The organism is Cupriavidus sp. NPDC089707 (assembly GCF_044748965.1).
In the GTDB taxonomy this organism is placed as follows: Bacteria; Pseudomonadota; Gammaproteobacteria; order Burkholderiales; family Burkholderiaceae; genus Cupriavidus.
The window spans coordinates 173,265-198,662 of record NZ_JBIVHB010000010.1 but is presented as its reverse complement, the minus strand read 5'-3'; the positions used below and the strand labels follow the sequence as shown (position 1 = coordinate 198,662).

The following is a 25,398-nucleotide window of genomic DNA, read 5'->3' as shown; positions in this document are numbered from 1 at the left end:
TTGCCGAGGCTGCCGGCCACAAAGGCCGGCGGCCCTCAGTGCAGCGTGCCGCCGGGCTTGCCGGGCACGGCGCCGGCAGGTGCCGCACCGCTGCCCTCCGGCTCGAACGGGACATGGCGCCCGTCGCTGGACTGGTAGCCAAGCTGGGCGTCGGCGCCCAGCATTTTCTCCCAGGCGATCATGGCCTGCGCCACGGCTTCCGGCGCGCCCTTGAACACCACCACGTCATTGCCGCAGCTGGGGCATTCCCCGCCGAACACGGCGTCGATGCCCGGCAGGCCCGGCACGTTGAGGGTGTCGAACTGCTTGAACGCAGTCTTGCAGTGCCCGCAGACCAGCTGCGCCGGACGCAAGGCTTCGATCTTCGCGCGCGCCTGTGCCGCGCGCTCTTCGGGGGTGCCCCGTTTTTTCGCCTCGCCCATGATGTCCTTCCTTCCCGTGCTGCCGGTGTGCTTGCCCCGGCGCGGCCACGGCGGCCGCGCGGTGCGGTGTGTTGTTGGATGGCCGCCTGGCGGCCTGTCGCATGCCGGGCCAAAGCCGAGGCGTGCGTCATGTTTTGTCTGCGGCTTCCTGTTAGATGCGATTCGGGGGACGGTGGTGCCCGACGACCGCGCCCGGTGCCTGGCACGCTACCCGCGCCCTCTTATCCGGAACGCCTGGCGCAGCCGGCATTGTAACCAGCACGGCGCTGCAAGTACCGGGCCCGCAGGATCGACTTTCGCCTGCTATTGTGGATAACGATGCCCCGTGACGGCACCTTTGCGGCGCCCGGGTCACTGCGGGCATGCCACGGGACCGCGCTTGCCGCCCCCAGGGCGGCGCGATGTGGGCCCGCGCGCCTGCCGGCCCCGCGCCGGCATTCACGGTTCCATCCACCTACCCCCGAAGGAGGACGCTCGATGATCCGACCCACCGTGCAGGAAAATGCCGCCCGCTACGCCGACTGCATCGCCGCGTGCAATGCCTGTGCCGCCGCCGCGCTGAAATGCGCCGCGGCCTGCCTGGAAGAGCAGGATGTGCGCAGGATGGCGCGCTGCATCGCGCTGGACATGGATGTCGCCGGCATCGCGCAGCTGGCCGCCTCCTACATGCTGCGCAACAGCGAGTTCGCGCCGCTGGTCTGCGAGGACTGCGCCGAAGTCTGCAAGTGGTGCAAGGAGGAATGCGAGCGCCATGACGCCGAGCACTGCCAGGAGTGCGCGCGGGCCTGCGCGGTGTGCATGGAGCAGTGCCTCAAGATGACGGCGTAGCCGCGCCCTCGCCCGCCGCATAGACCGCATAGGCCCCATCACGGCTAACCCGCGGTTAACCCGGCGGGCAGCATGGACTTGACCGCGTGCCGCGCGCCTGCGGCGTAATCTGGCGGACTGCGCGCACAGTTGCTGCGCGTGCCCTTCAGCCAGCGTGACCAGCCGGCGCCCGCGTTTTGCCACTGTTCCTTCTGTTTGGCGATACCGGGCGCCCGCAGCGGCGTCTCTTGCCTCGCAAAGGAGTCTGTCCATGTCCAACCCTTCCGCCAGCAACACCCGCATCGAGAAAGACAGCCTGGGCGATGTCCCGGTGCCCGCCGACCACCTTTGGGGCGCGCAGACCGAACGCTCGCGCCAGAACTTCCGCATCGGCGACGAGAAGATGCCGCCCGCGCTGGTCGAAGCCTTTGCCATTTTGAAGCTGTGCGCGGCCCGCGCCAATCGCGAGCTGGGCGTGCTTCAGCCCGAGCTGGCGCAGGCCATCGAGCAGGCAGCCACGGAAGTGATCGAAGGCCGCTGGCCGCAGGAGTTTCCGCTGTCGGTCTGGCAGACCGGATCGGGCACGCAGACCAACATGAACCTCAACGAGGTCATCGCCAACCGCGCGATCCAGATGCTCGGCGGCGAAATCGGCAGCAAGAAGCCGGTGCACCCGAACGACCACGTCAATGCCAGCCAGTCAAGCAACGACAGCTTCCCGACCGCGATGCACATCGCCGCAACGCGTGTGATCCAGCAACAGCTGCTGCCGGCGCTGGAGCAGCTGCAGCAGACCTTTGCGCGCAAGGTGGAAGCCTTCGCCGATATCGTCAAGGTGGGCCGCACGCACCTGCAGGACGCGGTGCCGCTGACGCTGGGCCAGGAGTTCTCGGGCTACATGACGCAGGTCGCCGATGCGCAGTCGCGGCTGCAGCAGGCCATGCTGCGTGCCATGCCGGTGGCGCAGGGCGGCACCGCGGTCGGCACCGGGCTGAACGCACCGCACGGCTTCGCCGCGGCTTTCGCGCGCGCATTGGCCGACTACACCGGACTGCCGTTCGAGCCCGCGCCCAATCGCTATGCGCTGCAGGCCTCGCATGACGCGCTGGCCGACCTGTCGGGCGCGCTCAACACCACCGCCTCGTCGTTCCTGAAGATCGCGCGCGATTTCATGCTGCTGGGCTCGGGGCCGCGCGCCGGCTTTGCCGAGCTGATCCTGCCGGCCAACGAACCGGGCTCGTCAATCATGCCGGGCAAGGTCAACCCAACCCAGGCGGAGGCGTTGGCCATGGTGTGCTGCCGCGTGATCGGCAACCACACCACGGTGACGCTGGCCAACGGCCTGGGCACGCTGGAGCTGAATGCGTACAAGCCGGTGATCATCTACAGCCTGCTGCAATCGGTCAGCCTGCTGGCGGGGGCGGCGTCGAGCTTTGCCGAGCATATGATCGAGGGCGTCGAGGCCGACCGCGAGCGCATTGCCGAGCTGCTGGAACGATCGCTGATGCCGGTCACGGCGCTCAACCCGCATATCGGCTATGACAAGGCCGCCGAGATCGCCAAGCTGGCGGTGCAGCGCAACCTGTCGCTGCGGGAAGCGGCGATCGCGTCCGGACATGTGACCGAGGCGCAGTTCCGCGAGTGGATCGACCTGGCCGGCATGACGCGGGAAGTGTGAGTAGTGTGAGCCGTGCCGACGCGACGGCCTGCTGATGGCCGTTGCGTAGCTCAGCCAGGCGCGCCGGCCGGCGGGTTGCAGCGCTGGCGCGCCAGCCCGTCGCGCGAATAGCCATGGCGTACGCGCAACTGGTGTTCGACCGCGTCCGCCTGGTCCAGGCAAGCGAACATCAGGTCGTCCTTGAAGCGCTGCGATACACCTTTGAGGCGTGGCGCTTCGTAGGCAACCTGGCGCGCGCGGCAGCGCAGGAACAGCAGCGTTTCCTGGGTGGCGGCAATCAGCTGGTCATGCTCGATCCGCTTGCATTCGACCAGGTCCTGGGCGGAGACGCTGGCGCCGGCAACGAACAAGGGCAGGCACAGCCAGCGGCGCATCAAGCGGTGCATGGCAAACGGGGGCGCGTCAGGCCGGTTGATGGTGTGGATCGCATCATTGCCCAGAGTTGCCCGCCGTGCAAGCGATGCGCAGCCGGAAAGCCGTCACCGGCGGCCGAAACGCGGAATACACTGTCCCGCTGACTGGACAATCCCCCACAAAACCCTGATGACACCGTGCCGCGCCTCGCGGCATGCTGCATTGCAGCACAAGCCGGGGGTGGGCAGGACCCGGCAGGCGCGCTACGCTTGCGCCCGGCACATTGTTCACGGTGCCGATCCTGACCGCGCTGGGCACGGTCAGCAGCCCCGAGCTGGCCTTCGTGCTGATCGCCGTTGCGCTGGCCATCGTCAGCTTCTACACGTCGATCAGCGGCATCGTGAAGGCCGAGATGTTCCCGGCCGAGGTGCGCGCGCTCGGCGTGGGCCTGGCCTATGCCATTGCCAACGCGATCTTCGGCGGCTCGGCCGAATACGTTGCGCTCGGCTTGAAGACCCTCGGCCACGAAACCGCGTTCTACTGGTACGTGACCGCGATGATGGCGATTGCCTTCCTGGTCAGCCTGCGCCTGCCGCGCCAGGCGAAGTACCTGCACCACGAGCACTAACGCACCGGCCATACTGCGCGTGCGCGCGCCAGCATGGCAATATACGGGGCCCGGCGCCCGCCACGCGGCGGCGCCGGCCCTTTTTCTTTCCTTCTAGCCATGGACCTCAACGCCTTGCGCCTGTTCGTCGACATCGTCGACGCCGGCAACCTGAGCGCAGCCGCGCGCAAGCTCAAGATGACGCGCGCCAATGTCAGCTACCGGCTGAAGGCGCTGGAGGAAGAGCTGGGCGTGCAGCTGCTGCGGCGGACCACCCGCCATGTCGAGCCTACGCCGGTGGGTGCCGGGCTGTACGAGCACGGACGCAATATCCTCGGCGAGGTGGCGGCAGCCAATGCGCTGATCAGCAACATGGGCAAGAGCCTGCAGGGCCATGTGCGGCTTTCGGTCCCTACCGGGCTTGGCCATACACTGCTATCGCCGCTGATGGTGCAGTTCAAGCAACGCTATCCCGACATCACCCTCGATGTCGTCTTCGACAACCGCGTGCACAACCTCGTGTCCGAGGATGTGGACGTGGCGCTGCGCATCATTTCCACGCCGCCCGATTCGGTGATCGCCACGGAAATTGGCACGGTAGACTGGGTCATCTGCGCTTCGCCCGCTTACCTGGCAAACCATCCCGCACCCCAGGCGCTCGCCGACCTGCAAGAGCATGCGATCGTTTGCGCCTCGCCGGTCGGGCAAAAGCTGAAGGTCGCGGGAACGCGGCCCGGCACCGAAGCGCAGGAAGCCCGCGACCAGGTGGTGCTGGAACCGACACTCAGTTCCGACAATTTCGGCTTCCTGAAGGAAGGAGTGGTGGCCGGCCTGGGCATCGGCATCACGCCGATCTACGCGATCGGCGAGGAACTGGCGAGCGGCGGGCTGGTGCAGCTGCTGCCGGATTACCGCATCAGCGTGTTCGGCAGCCGGCTGTACATGCTGACCATGCCAAACCGCTACCAGACGCTGGCGACGCGCTACCTGCTGAACTTCCTGAAAACGGAACTGCAGGCGGTGTGGCCGCGGCTGCACCGCTAGCATTGCAAGGCGGATCGGGAGCCGTTGGGCACGGCGCCAGGCACTATATTAGGAACACAAGGATAACCGTAGGTGTATCCCTGTCCTGAGGAGCAACCATGGCCCTGTCTAGCACACTCGCAAACTGCCTGAGTAGCAAGAATACCCAGTACGACATCATCCGCCACCCCTACACCCTCAGCAGCATGGCCACTGCCGAAGCGGCGCACATTCCCGGAGACCGTCTGGCCAAGACCCTGTTGCTCGAAGACGAGCGCGGCTATGTCGCCGCCGTGATCCCTTCGAGCCATCACCTGCAGCTGGCTGCAATCTGCGAACTGACCGGCCGCGACCTGGTGCTTGCGCACGAGGATGAAATCCGCGAGATCTTCAAGGATTGCGACCTTGGCGCGATCCCGCCGGTCGCCATGGCGTATGGCATGCAAACCTATGTGGACGACAGCCTGATGCAGCAGCCCGAAGTGTATTTCGAGGGCGGCGACCACCAGGAACTGGTGCACATGACACGGGACCAGTTCATGGACCTGATGTCGGATGCCACGCCCGGGCACTTCTCACGCCGCATGATGTAGCGCGGCGACGTTGCGCTGCGGCCACCGCGGATCCACCCGCGGTGGCCGTTTTCATTTTTGGTCCCGCAATGCCGCTGCCGGGGGCGCCTTGCCGGCCAAGGCGTGCTCGCTGTCGTCCTTCAGGTCCACGCCCGAGCGCCCGAGTGCCGCGGCACCGCGCAGCAGGAACACCAGGCGTTGCGCGGCCTGCGCATAGGACAGCCCTTCGGGCCGCACATTGGAGATGCAGTTGCGCTCGGCATCGGTACGCCCGGGTTGCGGGGCGTAGGTCAGGTAGATGCCGAGGCTGTCGGGCGAACTCAGCCCGGGCCGTTCGCCGATCAGCATCACCACCTGACGCGCGCCCAGCACGGCGCCGATATCGTCGCCGAGCGCCACGCGCGATTGTTCCGCTACCACCACCGGTCCGATACGCCATTCCCGCGGTAACCGCTGGCGCGTCATTTCCAGCACCGCCAGCGCGTGCGTTTGCGCGGCCAGAGCCGAAAGTCCGTCGGCGATCACGAACACGACATCGGGCGCCTGTTGCGGCCGCGCCGCGGCCAGGCGCTCCCTGCTCCCGCCATCCAGGGCCCGGCCAAGGTCAGGGCACCGCAGGTAATGGGTGCGGTCGGGCGCTGCGCTGTGCACAACCACGTGATCGAGCCCGCCCTGCCGCAGTGCGCCGGTGATGGCATCGGCGTCCAGCGGCAGGTGCACGGCATCGCGCGCTTGCGCATGGGCCAGGCCGAAAGCCAGCACGGCATCAGTGGTCTGGCTATGGCCGGTGCGGCCCAATGCGATGCGCGCGCGAGTGAACTGGCGCAGACGCTGCCAGGGATCGGCGTCGTGCGTATCGGAGATATTGGCAGGGGGCGAAGGGAGGTCGGACATGGGGTGTCGTAAAGAATGGCTCGGGGCCGGCCCTACAGGCTGTGCGCCATCTGCAGCAGCGGCTGGCGCTCGGACGGCTCCAGCAGCCTGCCGGCGGCATCGGCGATCCCCATGCGCTGCAGCCACTGCTCGAACTCCGGCGCGGGACGCAGGCCCAGGACTTCGCGCAGGTACAGCGCATCGTGGAACGAAGTGCTCTGGTAGTTCAGCATGATGTCGTCGGCGCCGGGCACGCCCATGATGAAATTGATGCCGGCCACGCCGAACAGCGTGAGCAGCGTATCCATGTCGTCCTGGTCGGCCTCGGCATGGTTGGTGTAGCAGACGTCGCAGCCCATCGGCACGCCCATCAGCTTGCCGCAGAAGTGGTCCTCGAGCCCCGCGCGGATGATCTGCTTGCCGTCGTACAGATATTCCGGCCCGATGAAGCCCACCACCGTATTGACCAGCAGCGGCGAAAACGCCCGCGCCACGGCGTAGGCGCGCGCCTCCATGGTCTGCTGGTCGACGCCATGGTGGGCGTTGGCCGACAGCGCGCTGCCTTGTCCGGTTTCGAAATACATGACGTTGTCGCCGACGGTGCCGCGCGCCAGGCCCTGCGCGGCGTCGTGCGCTTCGGCCAGCAGCGCCAGGCTGATGCCGAAGGCCGTATTGGCGCGTTCGCTGCCCGCCACCGACTGGAACACCAGGTCGACCGGCGCGCCCTGCGCGATCGCGCGCAGCGTGTTGGTGACGTGGGTCAGCACGCACGACTGCGTCGGGATATCGAAGCGGCTGCGCAGCGCATCGAGCATATGCAGCAGCGAGACAATGGCGCCCAGGTTGTCCGAGGCCGGATTGATGCCGATGGTGGCGTCGCCGCACCCGTAGAGCAGGCCGTCGATGATGGAAGCGGCGATGCCCTTGGGGTCGTCGGTAGGATGGTTCGGCTGCAGCCGCACCGCCAGCCGCCCGGGCAGGCCGACAGTATTGCGAAAGCGCGTCACCACCTGGCATTTGCGCGCCACCGTCACCAGGTCCTGGTTGCGCATCAGCTTGCTGACTGCGGCCGCGATCTCGGGGGTGATTCCCGCTGCGACGCGCGCCAGCGTGGCGGTGTCGGTCTCGTGCCGCAGCAGCCAGTTGCGCAGGTCGCCGACCGTCGTGGCGGCGATCGCGGCAAACGCAGAGGCATCGTGCCGGTCGACGATCAGGCGCGTGACTTCATCCTCTTCATAGGGCACCAGCGCCTCGTCGAGGAACCGGTTCAGGGGCACGTCGGCCAGCGCCAGGCGCGCGGCCATCCGTTCCTGCTCGCTGGCGGCGGCGATGCCAGCAAGCGCATCGCCGGAGCGCGCCGGGCTGGCCTTGGCCAGCAGCGTGCGCAGGTCGTCGAAAACATGGCGCTGGCTGCCAATGGTGTGCGTATATGCCATGGGAATGCCGTTCCGATATCGAGGCCGATGCCCCTAATATAGTCACCATTGGAGCACCTGGCCGGCGTGGCGATGCAAGAGGCGCCGCATTTCCCATGCCGGCTGGCGGGCAGCCGGCGCCGCGCCTGGCGCATGGTTTAGCGAATGCCGGCGAAGATCTCTAGCCGGCGGTTCAGCATCCGGCCTTCGGCAGTCCGGTTGTCCGCAACGGGTTGCGCGGCGCCCCGCCCAACAGCTTCGACCCGCACCTGCACCGGACTGCTTGCCCACAGGTAGCTGGCCACCGCTTCGGCACGCGCTTGCGACAAGGCCCGGTTCGACCCGTACGCGCCGCGGGCCACCGGCGAATCGTCGGCATGCCCGACCACCGTGATCCAGTCAGCCCGGCCCTCCAGCAGGTCCGCCAGCTTGTCGAGCTGTTCGGCAAGCGCCGGCGGCAGGTTCGCCTGCCCGGGCGGAAACGACAGGCCGTCCCGGAAGACGAGGTGCAGGCGGCCGCTACGCACATCGGCATGGATGGCTGCGCTGGCGACTTGCTGGGCGAAAGCCTGTTCGATGTCCCGCTCCAGCGTGCCTGCCGACGGGAAAACGGCTTGTGCCAGCCGCTCCACCCGCAGTGCAAGCGCATCGGTCGCAACGTGTTGGCGCGTAGCCTGGACCACCACGACGACGGCAACAACAAGAAAGACGGCCGCAGCGGCCGCAGCGACCGCAAGCAGCAGCAGCCGGGTGCCTGTGGGCGCCGGCACTCGCGGCGGCGCTTCGGGGTGCACTTCGGGCTGCACTTCCCTTGGCGGTACCGGCCTCAGCGCCATGATCTCGCGGGTCGCCGGCCGTAGCCGCGGCACCAGTTCTGCCGGTGGTCGCCCGTTCTCGTCAGTGAGTCCGCGTCCGACCAGGTACGCAATGACTTCAAGCGCGTCGGCGTGCGCGCCAGCCCGCTGTTGCAGCCTGCCGACCAGTGCGCGGCAGCGGCTGCCGCCATCCGCCTCGCCGTAGTGCGCCGGAAGCAGGCCGCGCCGCAGCCAGGCCCCACGGCAGGCGCCGGAGCGTCCCTGCACGCGGCGGCCCGCCTGGTCCAGCGCCGCGCACAGGCAATAGTGGACCGCCTCCGCATCCTCCGCCGGCAACGCCGCCGCGCGACAGGCCTGCCGGAAGTTCGCCAGGCGTGTGTGCGCGGCTTCCTGCAGCGTCTCCAGACGCGCCGCGGAATCGAGTTCCGGCGTCAGCTCGTCGAGCACCCAGATCACCGGCTGCGCCAGCCGGAGCAGGTGGTTGCTATTTGCCATCGGGAGCACCTCGATGTCGTTCCTGTGAGACGAATCCTGAGATTCGCCCTCGATGCCAATTCGAGTGCCTTGCGACTTCGACCATGGCTGCATGAGCGCTCGCTTTTTGTCGGCTTTTTGTTTTCTTAGACTATTGATAAATCTTCAGGACCGCAATCGCGTCGATAATCCGAATACTCATATCGCAACTCGAGAAATTTCTAATTACTACACTTGCGAAATAACTCGAACCGTCTCGCGCGCAATTACCATTGCCGGACTCATGCCACAATGATCTGCATCTCCCGCCGCGAATATTTTCATCGAAATACGTGGCAACGATGACAAACCACACAATTCTCCATGCAAAACAATAGGAGCCTTCATATTTACAATGAAATTGGATTAAATCTAATATCAAAAAGACAAGGAACGAACCTCGTCAGATATCATTTCCAGAGTCTGGGCTGGCGCGGAGGGTTACTCAACCTGACCAGAGGTGCTGGGACTCTCGCGCACTGGCAGCCCCGACCTCGAATACGACCCGGCGTTCGTCGTCCTGATGGCGAAGGCAGCACCCGGCGCCGAAGCGCACGACTCGGTCCAGAGCCCCTGAAGACCGCTACGATCCGAGGAGGCAATGGATACTTGGCCGCCAACCACCCCACCACTTGCCTAACCCCGCCACCGCCCCGACAATCGAGCGCTAGCCTGGCCAACCCAAACTGACAGGCAGCCTTACTCAGACCCGCCCATATCCGCCCTACCCGCCCTATCCGCTCTACGCGCCCTACGCGCCGCGCGCGTCGTGGCAGCCCATCAACGCCGGAGACCGTAAAAATGAAAGACCCCGACACGACCAACGCCCCGCGCCTGCTGCCGGCCGCGTGGTACAGCGTCGGTGCCGTCGCCTATGTCCTGACTGCTCTGGCGCTCTGGACGGCGCTCCATGTCAACCTGGTGGCAGCACTGTTGTCCGGGCTGCTGCTGTATTCGCTGGTGGATGTTCTGGCGCCGCGACTGAAGCGGCTGAACCAGCGGCACGATGCGCTGGCGGTGGCGATCCTGTCGGCGCTGATCCTGTTGGGGCTGTCGCTGGCCGGCTGGCTGCTGGTGCGCTTTGTCAGCGGGGAAGGGAATACGCTGGATGGCCTGCTCAATCATGTCGCGGACATCATCGACCAGTCGCGCGGACAGTTGCCACCGTGGCTCAGTGACGCGCTGCCCAACGGCGTGGACGAACTGGCCAATGCGTTGATCGAAGCCTTGCGCGCGCATGCGGCCATGGCGCAGAAGCTGGGGGCGGAGGTGTTGCGCACGCTTGTGCATATCCTGATCGGCCTCGTGATCGGCGCCATGGTGGCGCTTTACCGCGCGGTGGCGCGGCCGAACCGCCGGCCATTGGCTGCTGCGCTGGTGGCGCGGGCGCGAACGCTGCAACAGGCGTTCTCGCAGTTCATCTTTGCGCAGATCCAGATCTCGACGATCAACACCGTGCTGACGGCGATCTACCTGCTGCTGGTGCTGCCGCTGTTCGGCGTGCACCTGCCCCTGTCGAAGACGCTGGTGGTCATTACCTTCGTCGCTGGCTTGCTCCCGGTGCTGGGCAACCTGATTTCCAATACGGCCATCGTGGTGGCGTCGCTGTCAGTGTCGCTACCGATCGCGGTGGCGTCGCTGGTGTTCCTGGTGGTCATCCACAAGCTGGAGTATTTCCTGAACGCCCGCATCATCGGCGCGCGCATCCAGGCGGCGGCGTGGGAGCTGCTGATCGTGATGCTGTTGATGGAGACGCTGTTCGGCATCCCCGGCGTGATCGCCGGCCCGATCTTCTATGCCTACCTGAAGCGGGAACTGGCCGGTGCCGGCCTGATATGAGCACGGCGCCCTGACCGTTGCCCGCAGAACAACGCAACGGGACCAAGCGATCGCGCAGCACGCAGCAGTAGGGCAATGTGCCGCAGCCGTTGCTGGCACTGGCGACATTTTCGATGCCAGCATCGGAGCGCCAGCTGGTCGGACCAATTTTCGGCCTCAGCTGCCGTCCTGCTCGACCCGGCTGCGCACAAAGTCAATATGCGTCTGCATGGCCGTGCGCGCTTCTTCCGGCCGGCGCGCGCAGATCGCCTCGCATAGCGTCCGGTGCTGCAGCAGCAACAGCGCCGAGGCGCTGTCGTCCTGTTCGCGCAGCCCGGTGCCGTTGATGGTGATGTGTTCGCGCAGCATGCCGATCACGCTGGTATGCAGGTGCAGGAACATGGTGTTGTGCGAGGCCAGCGCGATGGCGTCATGCAGGCGCGCATCGGCATCGGCCTCGGCTTCCTTGTCGTCGGCGGCGCGGGCGCGTTCGAGTTCGTCCATCAGGGAGCGGATACGCTTGACGTCGGCGGCGTCGGCGCGCAGTGCGGCGAAGTAGGCCGTGGCGCCTTCCAGCACGCGGCGGAACTCCAGGATGTCGTCGCGCAGCGCGGGATGGTCGGCCACCAGCTGGCCCCATGGGGAAGCAATACCGGCGCGCAACTGGTCGGTGGCAAAAACGCCCGCGCCGCGCCGGCTTTGCAGCAGGCCGCGCGCGGCCAGGCGCTGGATGGCTTCCCGCACGGTATTGCGCGCCACCGCGTACTGCTCCGCCAGCACGCGCTCGGCCGGCAGCCGCGTGCCTGGCGGCCAGGTGCCGTCGAGCAGCGCGGTTTCCATCTGGCGCATGACCGCCTCCACGAGCCCGCGGGTGCGCCCGCTCCGTTGTGCCGCCACCGTCATGCCGTCCGTCCTCGCTCCACAGTTACGCCGCCGACTGGTCCAACCAATTTGAACCGCCGCGCGGAAGCGGGAATTATGCGCCCAAATGTGCGACGCCAAGCAGCGCAACCCCAGCACATCCGGAGCGAGACATGAAGGATCGTCAGTACCCCCCCGGCCCTGCCCCCACGCAGGCCTACCTCTTTGCCACCTGCCTGGTCGACCTGTTCGTGCCGCAGGCCGGGCTCGACGCTGTGCGGCTGCTCGAGCGCGAAGGCCTCACCGTACACTTTCCGCGTGCGCAGAGTTGCTGCGGCCAGCCGGCTTACAGCAGCGGCAACCCCGACGCCGCGCGTGCGGTAGCCCGCGCGCAGCTGGACCTGTTCAGCCAGCCGTGGCCGGTGGTCGTGCCGTCCGGGTCATGCGCCGGCATGATGCGCCACCACTGGCCGCAATTGTTCGCCGACGATCCCGTGGCCGGCCCGAAGGCGCGCGCACTGGCCGAGCGGATCTATGAACTGGGCGAATTCCTGCTCCACGTGCTCCACGTCGATTTCCATGACGCCATGCAGCCGGGCCAGGCGCCCGAGCGGATCGTGCTGCATACCTCCTGCGGCGCCCGCCGCGAAATGGGTACGCGCCAGCATGGCGTGGCGCTGGTCGACACATTGCCTGGCGTGACCCGCGTCGAGCATCAGCGCGAGTCAGAATGCTGCGGCTTCGGCGGCACGTTCTCGCTCAAGCATCCCGATATCTCCGGTGCGATGGTGCGCGACAAGGTTGCGTCCGCCTGCGCCACCGGCTGCGATCGGCTGGTGTCGGCCGACTGCGGCTGCCTGCTCAATATCGGCCACACCGCCGCGCATGACGGCGCGCCGCTGCAGGTCGAACACCTGGCCAGCTTCCTGTGGCGCCGTACCGGAGGTGCCGCATGAGCACGCCCGGCGCCCGCGAACGCATGCTCGGCAGGCTGCGCGCCGCTGCCCCCGCGCCTGCATCCTCCACCGCTGAACTCGATCGCCGCATCGATGGCCATTTCGAGGCGCGCCGGCCCGCGGCGCCGAGCGTCGACGAGTTGGTCGCTGCGATGCGTATTGCACTGGAAACCTCGCACGCAGAAGTCTGGTGCACCGATGCGCAAGCGTGGCCGGCATTGCTGGCCACCGCGCTGGCCGACGCCGGCGTCCGGCGCTTGCTGCTCGATCCCGCGAGCCGCGCCGGCGCGGCGCTGGCCGCCGCGCTGCCGCCGCAGGTTGAAGCCATCGGCTATGACCGCCCCATCGAAGCCTGGAAAGCAGAGCTGTTCGACACCGTCGATGCCGGCTTCACCGTGGCGCGCTCGGGCATTGCCGCCACCGGCACGCTGATCGTTGCACCGGACGCGGGATCGCCGCGCACGGTATCGCTGGTGCCGCCGCTGCACGTGGCGCTGGTGCGCGCATCGACGCTGCACCAGGACCTGCACCTGGCCGCGCGCGCCGAACGCTGGCGCGACGGCATGCCGACCAACCTGGTGATGATCTCGGGCCCGTCCAAGACCTCCGATATCCAGCAGACGCTGGCCTACGGTGCGCACGGCCCACGCCGGCTGTGGGTCGTCATCGTGCAGGACATCGACAATACGGAGGCCGCGCAATGAGCCAGGGCACACTGCATTTCGTCGCGCCGCAAGACTTCAAGGCGCGCGCGCGCGAGGCGCTGGACGATCCCAAGCTGCGCCAGAGCTTTCGCGGCGCGATGGACTTCCTGCAGGGCAAACGGCTGGCGCAGTTCCCCGACGCCGATGAGCTGGAGCGGCTGCGCGACGTGGGCGAAGCGATACGTCAGCACGCGCTCGCCAACCTGCCGGACCTGCTGGTGCAACTGGAGGAGAGGCTCACCGCCGCCGGTGTGCAAGTCCACTGGGCCGAGACCGCCGACGATGCCAACCGCATCATCCACGGCATCGCGGCAGCAAGGCAGGCCAGGCGCGTGATCAAAGGCAAGTCGATGGCCAGCGAGGAAATCGAGCTGAACCATTACCTCGCGGAGCGCGGCGTCGAATGCATCGAGTCGGACATGGGCGAGTACATCGTCCAGCTCGCGGGCGAGAAGCCGTCGCATATCGTGATGCCGGCAATCCACAAGACCAAGGGCGATATCGCCGCGCTGTTCGAGCAGCATATTCCTGATACGCCCTATACCGAGGACGTCGACGCGCTGATCCAGACCGGACGCCGCGCGCTGCGGCAGGCGTTCGTCGGCGCCGATATCGGCCTGTCCGGCGTCAACTTCGCCGCCGCGGACACCGGCACCCTGTGGCTGGTCGAGAACGAGGGCAACGGCCGCCTTTCCACCACGGTCCCCGATGTGCATATCGCCATCATGGGCATGGAAAAGGTGGTGGCGAAGCTCGAGCACATCGTGCCGCTGTCGAGCCTGCTGACGCGCTCGGCCACCGGGCAGGCGATCACCACGTACTTCAACCTCATCTCCGGCCCGCGCCGCGACGGCGAGCGCGACGGGCCGCGCGAGGTGCACCTGGTACTGCTCGACAACGGCCGTACGCAGGCCTACGCCGACGCGCAGCTGCGCGCCACGCTGCAGTGCATCCGCTGCGGGGCATGCATGAACCACTGCCCCGTCTATACGCGCATCGGCGGCCATGCCTATGGCACGACCTATCCCGGTCCGATCGGCAAGATCATTTCGCCCCATTTGCTGGGACTCGAAGCCACTGCGGACCTGCCCACCGCATCCAGCTTGTGCGGCGCCTGCGGCGAGGTCTGCCCGGTGCGCATCCCGATCCCGCAATTGCTGGTGCGCCTGCGCACCGAAGCCAACCGCGATCCCGAGGAACGGGTGGCCAACCCGCTGCGTGGCCAGGGCGCGAAGTACAGCAAGGGTGAGCACCTGGTGTGGCGCTTCTGGAGCGGGGCGTATTCGCACCCGGCCACCTACAGGCTGTTCCGCTGGGCGGCCACGCGGCTGCGTGCGCTGGCGCCGTCGAAGCAGATGGGATGGACGCAGCATCGCACGCCGCTGAAGCCGGCGGCGAAGAGCCTGGCGGATCTGCTCAAGGAGAAGGGGCAGCCGGAGTAGGCGCCCCGATCCCTCCAACTCCCGATTGTGTGCTCCCTCTCCCGCTTGCGGGAGAGGGTTGGGGAGAGGGCGGGAGCCTCCACGAAGTAAAGCGCTGTCGCATAGCCAGCGCCGGCCCTCTCCCCCGGCCCCTCTCCCGCAAGCGGGAGAGGGGAGCAAACGGGCGGCCGGAATCAAGCCGTCGCGCTTGCCAGAACAACAAACATTTTCCCGAAACACCACTGAAACAGGAGACTAACCGTGCAACCCTGGACCCAACTCTATACGCCGCTAGGCAGCCTGTGGCTGTCGGCGCTGGCGGCGGCCATTCCCATCCTGTTCTTCTTCATCGCGCTGGCCGTGTGGCGCATGAAGGGTCATGTCGCCGCCGCAGTCACGTTGCTGCTGGCGCTCGGCGTGGCGATCTTCGCCTACGGCATGCCGGTGCAGCAGGCGCTGGCCTCCGCCGGCTTCGGCTTTGCCTACGGGCTGTGGCCGATCGCATGGATCATCGTGACCGCGGTGTTCCTCTACAAGATCGTGGTCAAGACCGGCCAGTTCGACGTCATCCGCGCCTCGGTGCTCGCGATCACCGACGACCAGCGCCTGCAGATGCTGCTGATCGGCTTTGCCTTCGGCGCGTTCCTGGAAGGCGCGGCAGGCTTCGGCGCGCCGGTGGCGATCACCGCTGCGCTGCTGGTCGGCCTGGGCTTCAATCCGCTGTATGCCGCCGGGCTGTGCCTGATCGCGAATACCGCGCCGGTGGCATTTGGCGCGATGGGCATTCCCATCATCGTGGCCGGACAGGTCACGGGCATCGATCCCTTCCTGATCGGCGCCATGGCCGGCCGCCAGCTGCCACTGCTGTCGCTGCTGGTGCCATTCTGGCTGGTGTTCATGATGGACGGCGCCAAGGGCGTGCGCGAAACCTGGCCGGCGGCGCTGGTGTGCGGCGGCAGCTTTGCGGTGACGCAATACTTCACCTCCAACCATATCGGGCCGGAACTGCCGGACATCACCTCGGCGCTGGTCAGCCTGGTGTCGCTGGCCGCGTTCCTGAAGGTCTGGCAGCCGCGCAGCGCATCGCAACGCGCAGGCGGCACGGTCAGCGGCGGTACCGTGGCGCTGGCCGGCTTCGGCGGCGGCTTTGGCGCTGCCCCGGTAAGCCGCAAGGCATCGCCCTACACGCTGGCGCAGACGCTGCGCGCCTGGGCGCCGTTCGGCATCCTGACGGCGATCGTCACGGTATGGAGCCTGCAGCCGTTCAAGGCGCTGTTCGCCGCCAACGGCGCGCTGGCAGGCACGGTGCTGAAATTCAAGGTGCCGGGGCTGGACCAGATGGTGATCAAGGCCGCCCCGATCGTGGCCACGCCCAAGGCCTATGATGCCGTGCTAAAGCTGGACCTGCTGTCCGCGGTGGGGACCGCCATCCTGCTGACCGCACTGATCTCGGCCGTACTGCTGCGCATGAAGCCGCGCGATCTGGTTGCCACGTTCGGCGAGACGCTGGTGGAACTGGCGCGCCCGGTGCTGTCGATCGGGCTGGTGCTGGCCTTTGCCTTCGTCGCGAACTACTCCGGCATGTCCTCGACGCTGGCGCTGCTGCTCGCCGGCACCGGTGCCGCGTTCCCGTTCTTCTCGCCGTTCCTCGGCTGGCTGGGCGTGTTCCTGACCGGATCGGATACGTCGTCCAACGCGCTGTTCTGCTCGCTGCAGAACACCACCGCACACCAGATAGGCGTGTCCGACACGCTGATGGTGGCGGCCAACACCACCGGTGGCGTGACCGCGAAGATGATCTCGCCGCAATCGATCGCGGTGGCCTGCGCGGCGACGGGGCTGGTGGGCAAGGAGTCGGAGCTGTTCCGGTTTACCGTGAAGCACAGCCTGTTGTTTGCGGTGATCATCGGTGTGATCACGATGGTGCAGGCTTATTGGCTGCCGGGGATGATTCCCGGGTGAGTGTTTGCTCCCCTCTCCCGCCTGCGGGAGAGGGGTTGGGGGAGAGGGCCAGCGCATGCAAGAGCGACCGCCTTCACTCCGTGGAGACTCCGGCCCTCTCCCCCGCCCCTCTCCCATAAATAGGAGAGGGGAGGCAACACGCGCGGATCGGGCGTTGTCAGCAGACTCGGCTGCGCCTAATCCAAAAACGCATCCCCCTCCGTCAACGGCGCATGCCGGTAGGTGGCCGGCGTCCGGCTCAGCTTGACCGGCGCGCCCAGCCCCTTGTAGCCGCCCTCCATTTCCACCACCATCTCCCGATGCACGGTATGCGGATGCTGCAACGCATCGGCCACCGACAGCACCGGCGCGCACGGCACGCCCGCAGCCACCAGCGTGTCGGCCAATGCCTTGCCATCCAGCGCGCGCGTGCGCGCCTCCAGTTCGGCCTTCAGCGCCACCCGGTTCACCGAGCGCGCGCCTGCCGTGGCATAGCGCTCGTCGTCGGCCAGCGGCGCGACCTGCAGGTGTTCGCACAGGATGCGGAACTGCCGGTCGTTGCCGACCGCAAGAAAGATCGGGTCCGTGGCCGTGGCCACCGTGTCATACGGGTAGATGTTCGGATGGGCGTTGCCGGTGCGCACCGGCGTCTTGCCGCTCATGAACCAGTTGGCCGCATGCGGGTGCAGCAGCGACAGGCCGGAGTCATAGAGCGCCGCCTCGACGAACTGGCCGCGCCCGCTGCGCTCGCGTTCCTGCAGCGCCAGCAGCACGCCCAGGGCGGCATTCATGCCCGTGACCATGTCGACCACGGGCAGGCCCACGCGCAGGGCGTCGCCGTCGGCCTCGCCGTTGATGCTCATCAGGCCCGCCATGGCCTGCACGGCAGCGTCATAGCCGGGCAGCCCGCCGAGGGGACCGTCCGCGCCGAAGCCGGACACGCGGCAATGCACCAGGCGCGGGAAGCGCTGTGACAGCGTGTCGTAGCCCAGGCCCCATTTCTCCATGGTTCCGGTCTTGAAGTTCTCGACGAGCACGTCGGCGTCCGCGAGCAGCGCGAGCAGCACCGTGCGGTCGGCCTCGGTGGTCAGGTCCAGCCGCATCACGCGCTTGTTCCGGTTCAGGCCGAAGTAGTACGACGCCACGCCGTCCTTGAAGGGCGGGCCCCAGGTACGAGTGTCGTCGCCCTGCGGCGGTTCGATCTTGAGTACATCGGCGCCGTGGTCGCCCAGGATCTGGCCGCAGTACGGGCCGCCCAGGATGCGCGACAGATCGACCACGCGAATGCCGGCGAGCGCGCCGGGGCTGGATTGGGTCATGGCTGGCTCCTGTTCACTGGTCGCTCAAGTCGCTCAAGTCGCTTAGTCAAGTTGCGCGCCGGACTTCTGCACCACCGCGCGCCACTTGCCGACCTCGGCCTTGACGAAGCCGCCGAGCTGCTCCGGCGTGGTCGACGGCGCGAATTCCAGGCCCTGCGCCTGCAGCGTCTTGCGCACCTCGGGTTGCTTGAGCGCATCGGCGAAGGCGCGGTTGAGCTTGCCGATCACTTCGGGCGGCGTGCCCGCCGGCGCCACAACACCGAAGAACACCGAAACGTCGAAGCCCGGCACGCCCTGCTCGGCGACAGTCGGCACATCCGGCAGCGCCTGCGAGCGTGCCTTGGTGGTGACGCCCAGCGCGCGCACCTTGCCGCTCTTGATGAAGGGCATGGCGGTAAGCACGTCGGTGAAGGTCATGCTGACCTGGCCGCCGAGCAGGTCGTTCAACGCCGGGCCGGTGCCCTTGTACGGGATGTGCTGGAAGTCCGTGCCGGTGACGTTGTTGAACAGCACGCCCGCCAGGTGCGACGACGCGCCGTTGCCGGACGAAGCATAGGTCAGCTTGCCCGGATGCGCCTTGCCGTAGGCGATCAGCTCGTTGACGTTCTTCGCCGGCACTGCCGGGTTCACCACCAGCACGTTGGGCAGCTGGCCGATCTGGATCACCGGCGCGAAGCTCTTCACCGGGTCGTAGTTGATCTTGCGATAGAGGCTGACGTTGATCGCCAGCGGCGCCGAAGTGCCGAACATCAGCGTGTAGCCGTCAGGCTCGGCGCGCGCGACCACTTCCGCGCCGATGTTGCCGCCGGCGCCGGCACGGTTTTCCACCACCACCGGCTGGCCCAGGCTGGTCTTGAGCGCGGCGGCCAGCGTGCGGGCCATGGCGTCGGTCGGACCGCCCGGCGGGTAGGTGACGACCATCATGATGGGCTTGGTCGGGAAGTCTTTCTGGGCGAAAGCGGGGGCGATGCAGAGCGAGCACGCGGCAATGGCCGCGAGGCGGTGCCAGAGTTTCATGGCGTTGTCTCCTGGTGTAGGACGTCTCCCGCGGGGGCGGGATGGTTGGGGCGTCTTGGGGGGTGCTCCCTCTCCCGCTTGCGGGAGAGGGTTGGGGAGAGGGCGTGAGCATCAACGAAGCGAGGCGTATCGGTATGCCACCGCCTGCCCTCTCCCCCGGCCCCTCTCCCGCAGGCGGGGTAGGGGAGCAAACAAAGGGGAGTGGCTACCGCGTCAGAACACGTTGACGTCGGCGACCGCGCCGGCCGCGCGCACCACGCCATCGGCGGGAGGCGCCACCGTCTCGGCCAGCCATTCCGGCTCGGTGTTTGCCGCCAGCGGATCCTGCGGCAGCACGCGATGACGCAGCACCAGCTGCGCCAGTCGCATGCGGCGCACCGAGCCGATGCGGCCGGCTTCCCACGCCATTGCCACCGCGGTAGTCACGTGATACAGCGCGGAAGCAGCCTGGCGCGCCAGCAGGTCGCCATCGGCGCCGGCGTCGGCGGCATGCGCGGCCAGCTTCGCGGCAGCGGCGATGGCGCCTTCGAACGTGGCGCGTGCGTGCGCGTGCATCGGCGTATCGGCCAGCAGCCCGGCCAAGTGTGCCTGCAACACCGGCAGCGCGCCTTCGCGGCGGATCGCGCGCAGCACGTCGAGCGCGACGATATTGCTCGTGCCTTCCCAGATCGAGCCGAGGTGCGCGTCTCGCACCAGGCGCGGGTCGCTCCATTCCTCGATATAGCCGCAGCCGCCGCGGATCTCCATCGCGTCGCCGGTGACCTTGCGCGCGTCGCGGCAGGCGCGGAACTTGATCAGCGGCGTCAGGATGCGCATCAGCGGGTAGGCATCGGCCTCGCCGGCATCGGCGCGACGCAACGCCTCGGCGGTCTGGAAGACCATGGTGCGGGCCTGCTCGGTGGGCAGCGTCAGCTTGAGCAACTGGCGGCGCATCAGCGGCATGTCCTCCAGGCGCTTGCCGAAGGCGCGGCGTTCATGCGCGATAAACAGGCCCTCGGTCAACGCGCGGCGCATCAGGCCGGCGGCGCGCACGCCGTTGGACAAGCGCGAGTTGTTGATCATGTCGGCCATCTGCACGAAGCCGCGGCCGGGTTCGCCGACGAGATAAGCCTGCGCGCCTTCCAGGCGGATCTCGCCGCTGGCCATCGAGCGCGTGCCGAGCTTGTCCTTGAGCCGGATGATCCGGTAATGGTTGTCGCTGCCGTCGGCCAGCTTGCGCGGCAGCAGGAACAGCGACACACCCTTGTGGCCGGGGACGGCGTTGCCGGCTTCGTCCTCCACGCGCGCCAGCACCATCGCCAGCGCGGCGTCGGGGTTGGAGCAGAACCACTTGTCGCCATGCAGGCGCCAGCCGCCCTCGGCCTCTGCGTCGCGCACCGCGCGCGTGGCGGTGGCGGCCACGTCGGAGCCGGCGCCCTGCTCGGTCATGAACATGGCGCCCTGGTACAGGTCTTCGAACACCTGCGTGGTCAGGTTGGGCAGAAATTTCTCGACCAGCGCCGGATCGCCGAACTTGCGCAGCGTGCGCGTCAGCGAGTCGGTCATCGACAACGGGCAGCACAGGCCGAACTCGGCCTGCACGAACAGATAGGTGAGCGCGTACTTCGCCGCCGGCGGCATGGGCTTGTTCCAGCCGAGCACGCCACCGCGGTGCGAGGCAGCGGCCAGCCCGAATTCGGCAAAGGCCACGCGCTCCATTTCGACGTAGGCCGGATGCTTGTCGATGCGCTGCGCGTCGACGCCGCTGCGGGTGCGGTAGCTCAGCGTCGGGGGGTTATGGTCGGCTACGGCGGCCAGTTCGTCGAGCACGCCGCCAGCCAGCGCGCCCATGCGCTCCAGGTGCGGCAGCAGGTGGCTGAACAGGTCCGCCGGCAGGTAGAGCGGCAGCAGTGCGCGCAACTCGGGGTCGGCGGCGAACAGGCTGCCGCCCTGGCGATCGGGCACCGGATGGGCGGCGAGGCTGTCGGGCTGGGCGTGAGGTGCGCTATCGCGCACGGCGCTGGTCGGCATGTCTGGTCTCCTTGGGCGGGTGGACCGGCATGGTTGACGAACACGCTGCGGCCCTGTGGCCTGCATTATTCAAACCCCAAGGATTTGCGTCTAATTCTAAAATTGGCTCGATCCATATAAATTTTGTATCGCCATGGAATTCCGCCACCTACGCTATTTCCTTGTGCTGGCAGAGGAACTGCACTTCGGCCGGGCCGCGCGCCGGCTCGCCATTTCGCAGCCGCCGCTGTCGCTGAACATCCAGCAGCTCGAAGCCTCGGTCGGCGCCCGGCTGTTCGACCGCGACAGCCGCGGCGTGCGCCTGACCGCGGCCGGGCGTGCCTTCCGTGAATCGGCCACGGCATTGCTGGCGCAGGCCGAGGCGGCGCGGCTGCTGGCGCGCGAGATCGAAGCGGGCGCCATCGGCCGGCTGCGGGTGGGCTTTGTCGGCTCGATGCTGTATCGCGGCCTGCCGCAGATCCTGCGCGGCTTCGAGGCGGCTAACCCTGGGATCCAGGTGGCGCTGACCGAACTGAACTCGCAGGAGCAGATCGATGCGCTGCTGCACGACGAGCTCGACGCGGCCTTCATCCACACCGGCCGGGTGCCCGACGCGCTGCGTGCCACGCGGGTGCACGCCGAACCGTTCGTCTGCTGCCTGCCGGCGGACCACCCGCTTGCGGCCCAGCCGGAACTGGCGCTGGCGGATCTGCGCGGCGAGGCCTTCGTGCTGTTCTCGCGCAAGGCGTCGCCGGATTACTACAGCCGCATCTTCGATATGTGCGCGGTGCAGGGGTTTTACCCGCAGATCCGGCACGAAGTGCGCCATTGGCTCTCGGTGGTGTCGCTGGTTTCGCAAGGCATGGGCGTGGCCGTGGTGCCGGCGGCGCTGGCGCGCTCGGGCATGGCAGGCGCGGCGTTCCGGCCGCTGGCGGGCACGGCGGTGCGCTCCGAAGTCTATTGCGTGTGGAAGACGGCACCCGACCATCCCGCCCGCGACAACTTTGTGGCAATGGTGACCGCGCAGGTGGCGCCCGAGGAAGCGGCGTCCAAAGAAGCGGCGTTCAAAGAAAAAGCCACCGGCACGGCGGCCGATGGCTTGTGAAGTACGCGTGGAACGGGGTGTTCAGCGTGCTTGCAGCTTAACGCCGCAGGCTAGCGGCATCCAATAACGCAAATGTAGTAATTGCATAGCGCTGCATGAAACCTGTTGCATTAGGTTTCGGACAGCCGAACTTCGGAATGCCGACTGTATATGTGTGCCGCCGCGCTGACATGCGTCCGCCAGCCCCTAACCTTGTCCCTTCGGCGCGCACGTCTTCAACGGTTATCATTCGCCTCCTGCCGCGCTGGCGCGGCGGCTGGCGTGCCCGCCAAGTGTAGGGGCATTGTCATGCCTTATTTGCGATACAATGATAACGATTTTCATTTACGTATCTGGCGAGGTCATGCCGGCCGCATCACGGCCGAATTGGACGACCGCGCCAACGGACTGGAAGCATGATGCGGTTGTCTGAACTTCCACGGCGCACGCCCGCCGTAGTGCAATCGGTGGACGACGCCACGCCCGGCGACCCGGTTGCGCGCCGCCTGCGAGAGCTAGGCTTTGTCCCTGGCGAGATCGTCCAGATCATCGCCTATGGACCCTTCGGCATGGATCCGCTGGTCGCGCAGGTTGGCTTTACGCGCTTTGCGCTGCGCCGCGTGGAAGCGGCGCGCATCGGCGTCGAGCTTGCCAGCGCCTCGGTGACCAGCATCGCGCCCGCCGAGGCGGGCGAACAGGCCGGCGCCACGGCGTCCACACCGAACGAGCGGACCAAGCGGACCGCCTGAGCCCTTCCGGAATATGTCTGCAGCAGCCTCCCCGACACCTGCCCTGCGCATCGCGCTGGTAGGCAATCCCAATTGCGGCAAGACCGCACTTTTCAACCGACTGACCGGCAGCCGGCAGAAGGTGGCCAACTACGCCGGCGTGACCGTCGAGCGCAAGGAAGGCCATTTCGTCTCGCCGGCCGGACGCCAGGTGCGCATCCTGGACCTGCCGGGTGCCTACAGCCTGCACGCGGCGAGCCTGGATGAAGCCATCACGCGCGACGTCTGCCTGGGCGTGCGCGCCGGCGAGCAGCGTCCCGACCTGCTGGTGTCGGTGGTGGACGCAACCAACCTGCGCCTGCACCTGCGCTTCGTGCTGGAACTGCGCCGGCTGGGCCTGCCGATGGTGGTGGTGCTCAACATGAGCGACGCCGCCGCGCGCCGCGGCATCCGGATCGACCGCGACAAGCTGGCTGCCGCGCTGGGCGTGCCGGTGGTCAGCACCGTGGCGGTCAAGCGCGACGGCGCGGCCGCGCTGCTGGAGCTGCTCGACGACACCCTGCCTGCCGCGCCGCCGTCCACGCCCGAGCCCGCCAGCGATATTGACGTGCACGCCGAGGTCAACCGTTTGCTGGCCGCATCGGTCAGCATGCCGGCGCGCACCGCCGCGCTGGACGACCGGATCGACCGCATCGTGCTGCACCCGGTGTTCGGCCTGCTGCTGCTGGCGGTGCTGCTGTTCCTGATGTTCCAGGCAGTGTTCTCCTGGGCCGAGCCGCTGATGGACGGCATCGAGGGCGGCGTGCACTGGGCCGGCGAACTGCTTGGCGCGAATATGCCCGACGGCCTGCTCAAGAGCCTGCTGGTCGATGGCCTGATCGCGGGCCTGGGCAGCGTGGTGGTGTTCCTGCCGCAGATCCTGATCCTGTTCCTGTTCATCCTCACGCTGGAAGAATCGGGCTACCTGCCGCGCGCGGCATTCCTGCTGGACCGGCTGATGATGGGCGCGGGGCTGTCCGGCCGTTCGTTCATCCCGCTGCTGTCGAGCTTTGCCTGCGCGATCCCCGGCATCATGGCCACGCGTACCATCCAGGACCCGCGCGACCGCCTCACCACCATCCTGGTGGCGCCGCTGATGACCTGTTCGGCACGGCTGCCGGTGTATGCGCTGCTGATCGGCGCCTTCATTCCCGAACGCACGGTGATGGGCCTGTTCAACCTGCAGGGGCTGGTGCTGTTCGCGCTGTACGTGGCCGGCATCGTCAGCGCGCTGGCGGTGGCCTACGCGCTCAAGTTCTTCCGCCGCGACCGCACCGACCATCCGCTGCTGATGGAGCTGCCGTCGTACCGCATCCCCAATGTGCGCGACGTGGCCATCGGCCTGTGGGAGCGTGCCCGGATCTTCCTGGCGCGGGTCGGCAAGGTGATCCTGGCGCTGACCGTGCTGTTGTGGTTCCTCTCCACCTTCCCGGCGCCGCCGGAGGGTGCGACGTCGCCGGCCATCGACTACAGCTTTGCCGGCATGATCGGCCACGCGCTGCAGAAGGTGTTCGCGCCGGTGGGCTTCAACTGGCAGATCTGCATCGCGCTGGTGCCGGGCCTGGCCGCGCGCGAAGTGGCGGTGGGCGCGCTGGCGACGGTGTATGCGCTGTCGGGGAGCGAGGAAGCCATGGCCACGCAGCTCGCGCCGATGATCGCGGCGCAATGGTCGCTGGCTACTGCGCTGGCGCTGCTGGCCTGGTATGTATTCGCGCCGCAGTGCATCTCGACGCTGGCCGTGATCCGCCGCGAGACCAACTCCTGGAAGGTGATGGCCGCCTCGACCGCGTACCTGACCGGGCTGGCCTACCTGGCCGCGTTCGTGACCTATCGCGTCGCGCTGCTGTTCAGCTGACGCCATCGCCGCCATGACGCTCTACCACGCCATCGAAACCCTGCTGGTCCCGCTGATCGTGCTGGCGTGCGCGGTATCGGTGGCGGCGCGCTATGCGCCGCGCACGCGGGAGCGCGTCAAGGCGGCGCTGGCGGCGCGGCTGGGCGGCGCCGCCGCGAGCGGCTGGCGCGGCCGGCTGGTACGCTGGCTGGCGCCACAGGCAGCCTCCGGCTGCGCCAGCGGCTGCGACGACGGCGGCTGCAACACCTGCGGATCCAACACCGCAAACGTCACCGACGCGCAAGAAAGGCCTGCCGAACAGGTCGTGCGCTTCGTGCGCAAGCGCTGAACGGCGCGTCTTTTCCCTCCTTTTCCCCTCGGGGCGCCTTACGCAGAAACGGGTACGGCAACTGCTTGCACGGCATGCGCTGGCGGTGGCATGCGCGCGTCTGCGCGCGGGCTGATGGTGGTGCGTCAGGGGCAGTGAAGGCTTGCAAAGCGGCACGCAGAAATGGGTACGCTTTGGGAACGGAACATGGTCGACGCGGGCTGCGGCACTGGACGGTCGTGTGGTCGTGGGGCGGTTTTGGAAACTGTATTGGCAGCGG

General features: G+C 67.5%; 22 protein-coding genes and 1 pseudogene. 14 read left to right on the top strand and 9 right to left on the bottom strand.

The features are described from left to right. Window positions 1–35 precede the first annotated feature (35 nt). On the bottom strand, window positions 36–422 hold the full coding sequence (locus ACIP1U_RS18270; RefSeq protein WP_400317429.1) for a hypothetical protein: 387 nt from the start codon (window positions 420–422) through the stop codon (window positions 36–38). Window positions 423–899: 477 nt separating this feature from the next. Between ACIP1U_RS18270 and ACIP1U_RS18265 the strand changes: the two genes are divergently transcribed. Together ACIP1U_RS18265 and fumC are read left to right on the top strand one after the other, a co-directional pair. After that, on the top strand, window positions 900–1,250 hold the full coding sequence (locus tag ACIP1U_RS18265) for a four-helix bundle copper-binding protein (RefSeq protein WP_342914535.1): 351 nt from the start codon (window positions 900–902) through the stop codon (window positions 1,248–1,250). Window positions 1,251–1,500: 250 nt separating this feature from the next. Beyond that, window positions 1,501–2,907, top strand: coding sequence for a class II fumarate hydratase (fumC, locus tag ACIP1U_RS18260; protein WP_400317426.1), 1,407 nt, complete (start codon window positions 1,501–1,503; stop codon window positions 2,905–2,907). Between the two features lie 50 nt (window positions 2,908–2,957). On the opposite strand, the gene ACIP1U_RS18255 is transcribed toward fumC, so the two are convergent. Beyond that, a complete protein-coding gene (locus tag ACIP1U_RS18255) occupies window positions 2,958–3,293 on the bottom strand; it encodes a hypothetical protein (RefSeq protein WP_400317424.1) in 336 nt (111 codons plus the stop codon). A gap of 239 nt (window positions 3,294–3,532) precedes the next feature. On the opposite strand from ACIP1U_RS18255, the pseudogene ACIP1U_RS18250 reads away from it, so the two are divergent. From ACIP1U_RS18250 to ACIP1U_RS18240, 3 genes and pseudogenes are all read left to right on the top strand, one after another. After that, window positions 3,533–3,889 (top strand): annotated as a pseudogene (locus tag ACIP1U_RS18250) (alpha-ketoglutarate permease); the annotation flags it as partial. Window positions 3,890–3,988: 99 nt separating this feature from the next. Then, window positions 3,989–4,912 carry a LysR family transcriptional regulator gene (locus ACIP1U_RS18245; RefSeq protein ID WP_400317421.1) on the top strand — a complete coding sequence of 308 codons (924 nt, stop codon included), beginning with the start codon at window positions 3,989–3,991 and terminating at the stop codon, window positions 4,910–4,912. Window positions 4,913–5,010: 98 nt separating this feature from the next. Beyond that, a complete protein-coding gene (locus ACIP1U_RS18240) occupies window positions 5,011–5,484 on the top strand; it encodes an aminoacyl-tRNA deacylase (RefSeq protein WP_400317418.1) in 474 nt (157 codons plus the stop codon). 51 nt (window positions 5,485–5,535) lie between these two features. On the opposite strand, the gene eutC is transcribed toward ACIP1U_RS18240, so the two are convergent. The 3 genes from eutC to ACIP1U_RS18225 form a co-directional block, all read right to left on the bottom strand. Further along, window positions 5,536–6,357 carry an ethanolamine ammonia-lyase subunit EutC gene (gene eutC / locus ACIP1U_RS18235; RefSeq protein WP_400317415.1) on the bottom strand — a complete coding sequence of 274 codons (822 nt, stop codon included), beginning with the start codon at window positions 6,355–6,357 and terminating at the stop codon, window positions 5,536–5,538. Window positions 6,358–6,389: 32 nt separating this feature from the next. Next, on the bottom strand, window positions 6,390–7,772 hold the full coding sequence (locus ACIP1U_RS18230; protein ID WP_400317413.1) for an ethanolamine ammonia-lyase subunit EutB: 1,383 nt from the start codon (window positions 7,770–7,772) through the stop codon (window positions 6,390–6,392). Window positions 7,773–7,909: 137 nt separating this feature from the next. Continuing rightward, window positions 7,910–9,061 carry a DotU family type IV/VI secretion system protein gene (locus ACIP1U_RS18225; protein WP_400317411.1) on the bottom strand — a complete coding sequence of 384 codons (1,152 nt, stop codon included), beginning with the start codon at window positions 9,059–9,061 and terminating at the stop codon, window positions 7,910–7,912. 819 nt (window positions 9,062–9,880) lie between these two features. On the opposite strand from ACIP1U_RS18225, the gene ACIP1U_RS18220 reads away from it, so the two are divergent. Next, complete coding sequence (locus ACIP1U_RS18220) at window positions 9,881–10,918, top strand: AI-2E family transporter (protein ID WP_400317408.1); 1,038 nt, start codon at window positions 9,881–9,883, stop codon at window positions 10,916–10,918. A 156-nt stretch (window positions 10,919–11,074) separates the two neighbouring features. Here the strand turns inward: ACIP1U_RS18220 and ACIP1U_RS18215 are convergent, their stop codons facing one another. After that, entirely contained in the window at window positions 11,075–11,746 is a 672-nt protein-coding gene (locus tag ACIP1U_RS18215) for a FadR/GntR family transcriptional regulator (protein ID WP_400317405.1), read from the bottom strand. A gap of 185 nt (window positions 11,747–11,931) precedes the next feature. Here ACIP1U_RS18215 and ACIP1U_RS18210 point away from each other — a divergent pair, with 185 nt between their 5' ends. The 4 genes from ACIP1U_RS18210 (at window position 11,932) to ACIP1U_RS18195 (ending at window position 16,801) form a co-directional block, all read left to right on the top strand. Next, a complete protein-coding gene (locus ACIP1U_RS18210) occupies window positions 11,932–12,714 on the top strand; it encodes a (Fe-S)-binding protein (protein ID WP_400317403.1) in 783 nt (260 codons plus the stop codon). Continuing rightward, a complete protein-coding gene (locus ACIP1U_RS18205; RefSeq protein WP_400317400.1) occupies window positions 12,711–13,418 on the top strand; it encodes a lactate utilization protein C in 708 nt (235 codons plus the stop codon). The genes ACIP1U_RS18210 and ACIP1U_RS18205 overlap by 4 nt, the downstream gene beginning before the upstream one ends. Further along, complete coding sequence (locus ACIP1U_RS18200; RefSeq protein WP_400317397.1) at window positions 13,415–14,860, top strand: LutB/LldF family L-lactate oxidation iron-sulfur protein; 1,446 nt, start codon at window positions 13,415–13,417, stop codon at window positions 14,858–14,860. The genes ACIP1U_RS18205 and ACIP1U_RS18200 overlap by 4 nt, the downstream gene beginning before the upstream one ends. Window positions 14,861–15,100: 240 nt before the next feature. Beyond that, window positions 15,101–16,801: a lactate permease LctP family transporter gene (locus tag ACIP1U_RS18195; RefSeq protein WP_400317394.1), complete on the top strand. Its 1,701-nt coding sequence runs from the start codon at window positions 15,101–15,103 to the stop codon at window positions 16,799–16,801. 176 nt (window positions 16,802–16,977) lie between these two features. Here the strand turns inward: ACIP1U_RS18195 and ACIP1U_RS18190 are convergent, their stop codons facing one another. From ACIP1U_RS18190 to ACIP1U_RS18180, 3 genes are all read right to left on the bottom strand, one after another. Beyond that, window positions 16,978–18,099 (bottom strand): CaiB/BaiF CoA transferase family protein, encoded by a 1,122-nt coding sequence (locus ACIP1U_RS18190; RefSeq protein WP_400317391.1) that lies wholly within the window; start codon window positions 18,097–18,099, stop codon window positions 16,978–16,980. A 42-nt stretch (window positions 18,100–18,141) separates the two neighbouring features. Then, window positions 18,142–19,116 (bottom strand): Bug family tripartite tricarboxylate transporter substrate binding protein, encoded by a 975-nt coding sequence (locus ACIP1U_RS18185; RefSeq protein ID WP_400317388.1) that lies wholly within the window; start codon window positions 19,114–19,116, stop codon window positions 18,142–18,144. 213 nt (window positions 19,117–19,329) lie between these two features. Beyond that, window positions 19,330–21,126: an acyl-CoA dehydrogenase family protein gene (locus tag ACIP1U_RS18180; protein ID WP_400317385.1), complete on the bottom strand. Its 1,797-nt coding sequence runs from the start codon at window positions 21,124–21,126 to the stop codon at window positions 19,330–19,332. Between the two features lie 133 nt (window positions 21,127–21,259). On the opposite strand from ACIP1U_RS18180, the gene ACIP1U_RS18175 reads away from it, so the two are divergent. The 4 genes from ACIP1U_RS18175 to ACIP1U_RS18160 all read left to right on the top strand — a co-directional run bounded on the left by ACIP1U_RS18175 (window position 21,260) and on the right by ACIP1U_RS18160 (window position 25,139). Then, on the top strand, window positions 21,260–22,210 hold the full coding sequence (locus ACIP1U_RS18175; RefSeq protein ID WP_400317382.1) for a LysR substrate-binding domain-containing protein: 951 nt from the start codon (window positions 21,260–21,262) through the stop codon (window positions 22,208–22,210). Between the two features lie 398 nt (window positions 22,211–22,608). Continuing rightward, window positions 22,609–22,938, top strand: a complete 330-nt coding sequence (locus ACIP1U_RS18170) for a ferrous iron transport protein A (RefSeq protein WP_400317554.1) — start codon at window positions 22,609–22,611, stop codon at window positions 22,936–22,938. Between the two features lie 13 nt (window positions 22,939–22,951). Beyond that, window positions 22,952–24,811 carry a ferrous iron transporter B gene (locus ACIP1U_RS18165; protein ID WP_400317379.1) on the top strand — a complete coding sequence of 620 codons (1,860 nt, stop codon included), beginning with the start codon at window positions 22,952–22,954 and terminating at the stop codon, window positions 24,809–24,811. A 13-nt stretch (window positions 24,812–24,824) separates the two neighbouring features. Then, window positions 24,825–25,139, top strand: a complete 315-nt coding sequence (locus ACIP1U_RS18160; RefSeq protein WP_400317376.1) for a DUF6587 family protein — start codon at window positions 24,825–24,827, stop codon at window positions 25,137–25,139. The last annotated feature ends 259 nt before the right edge of the window (window positions 25,140–25,398 follow it).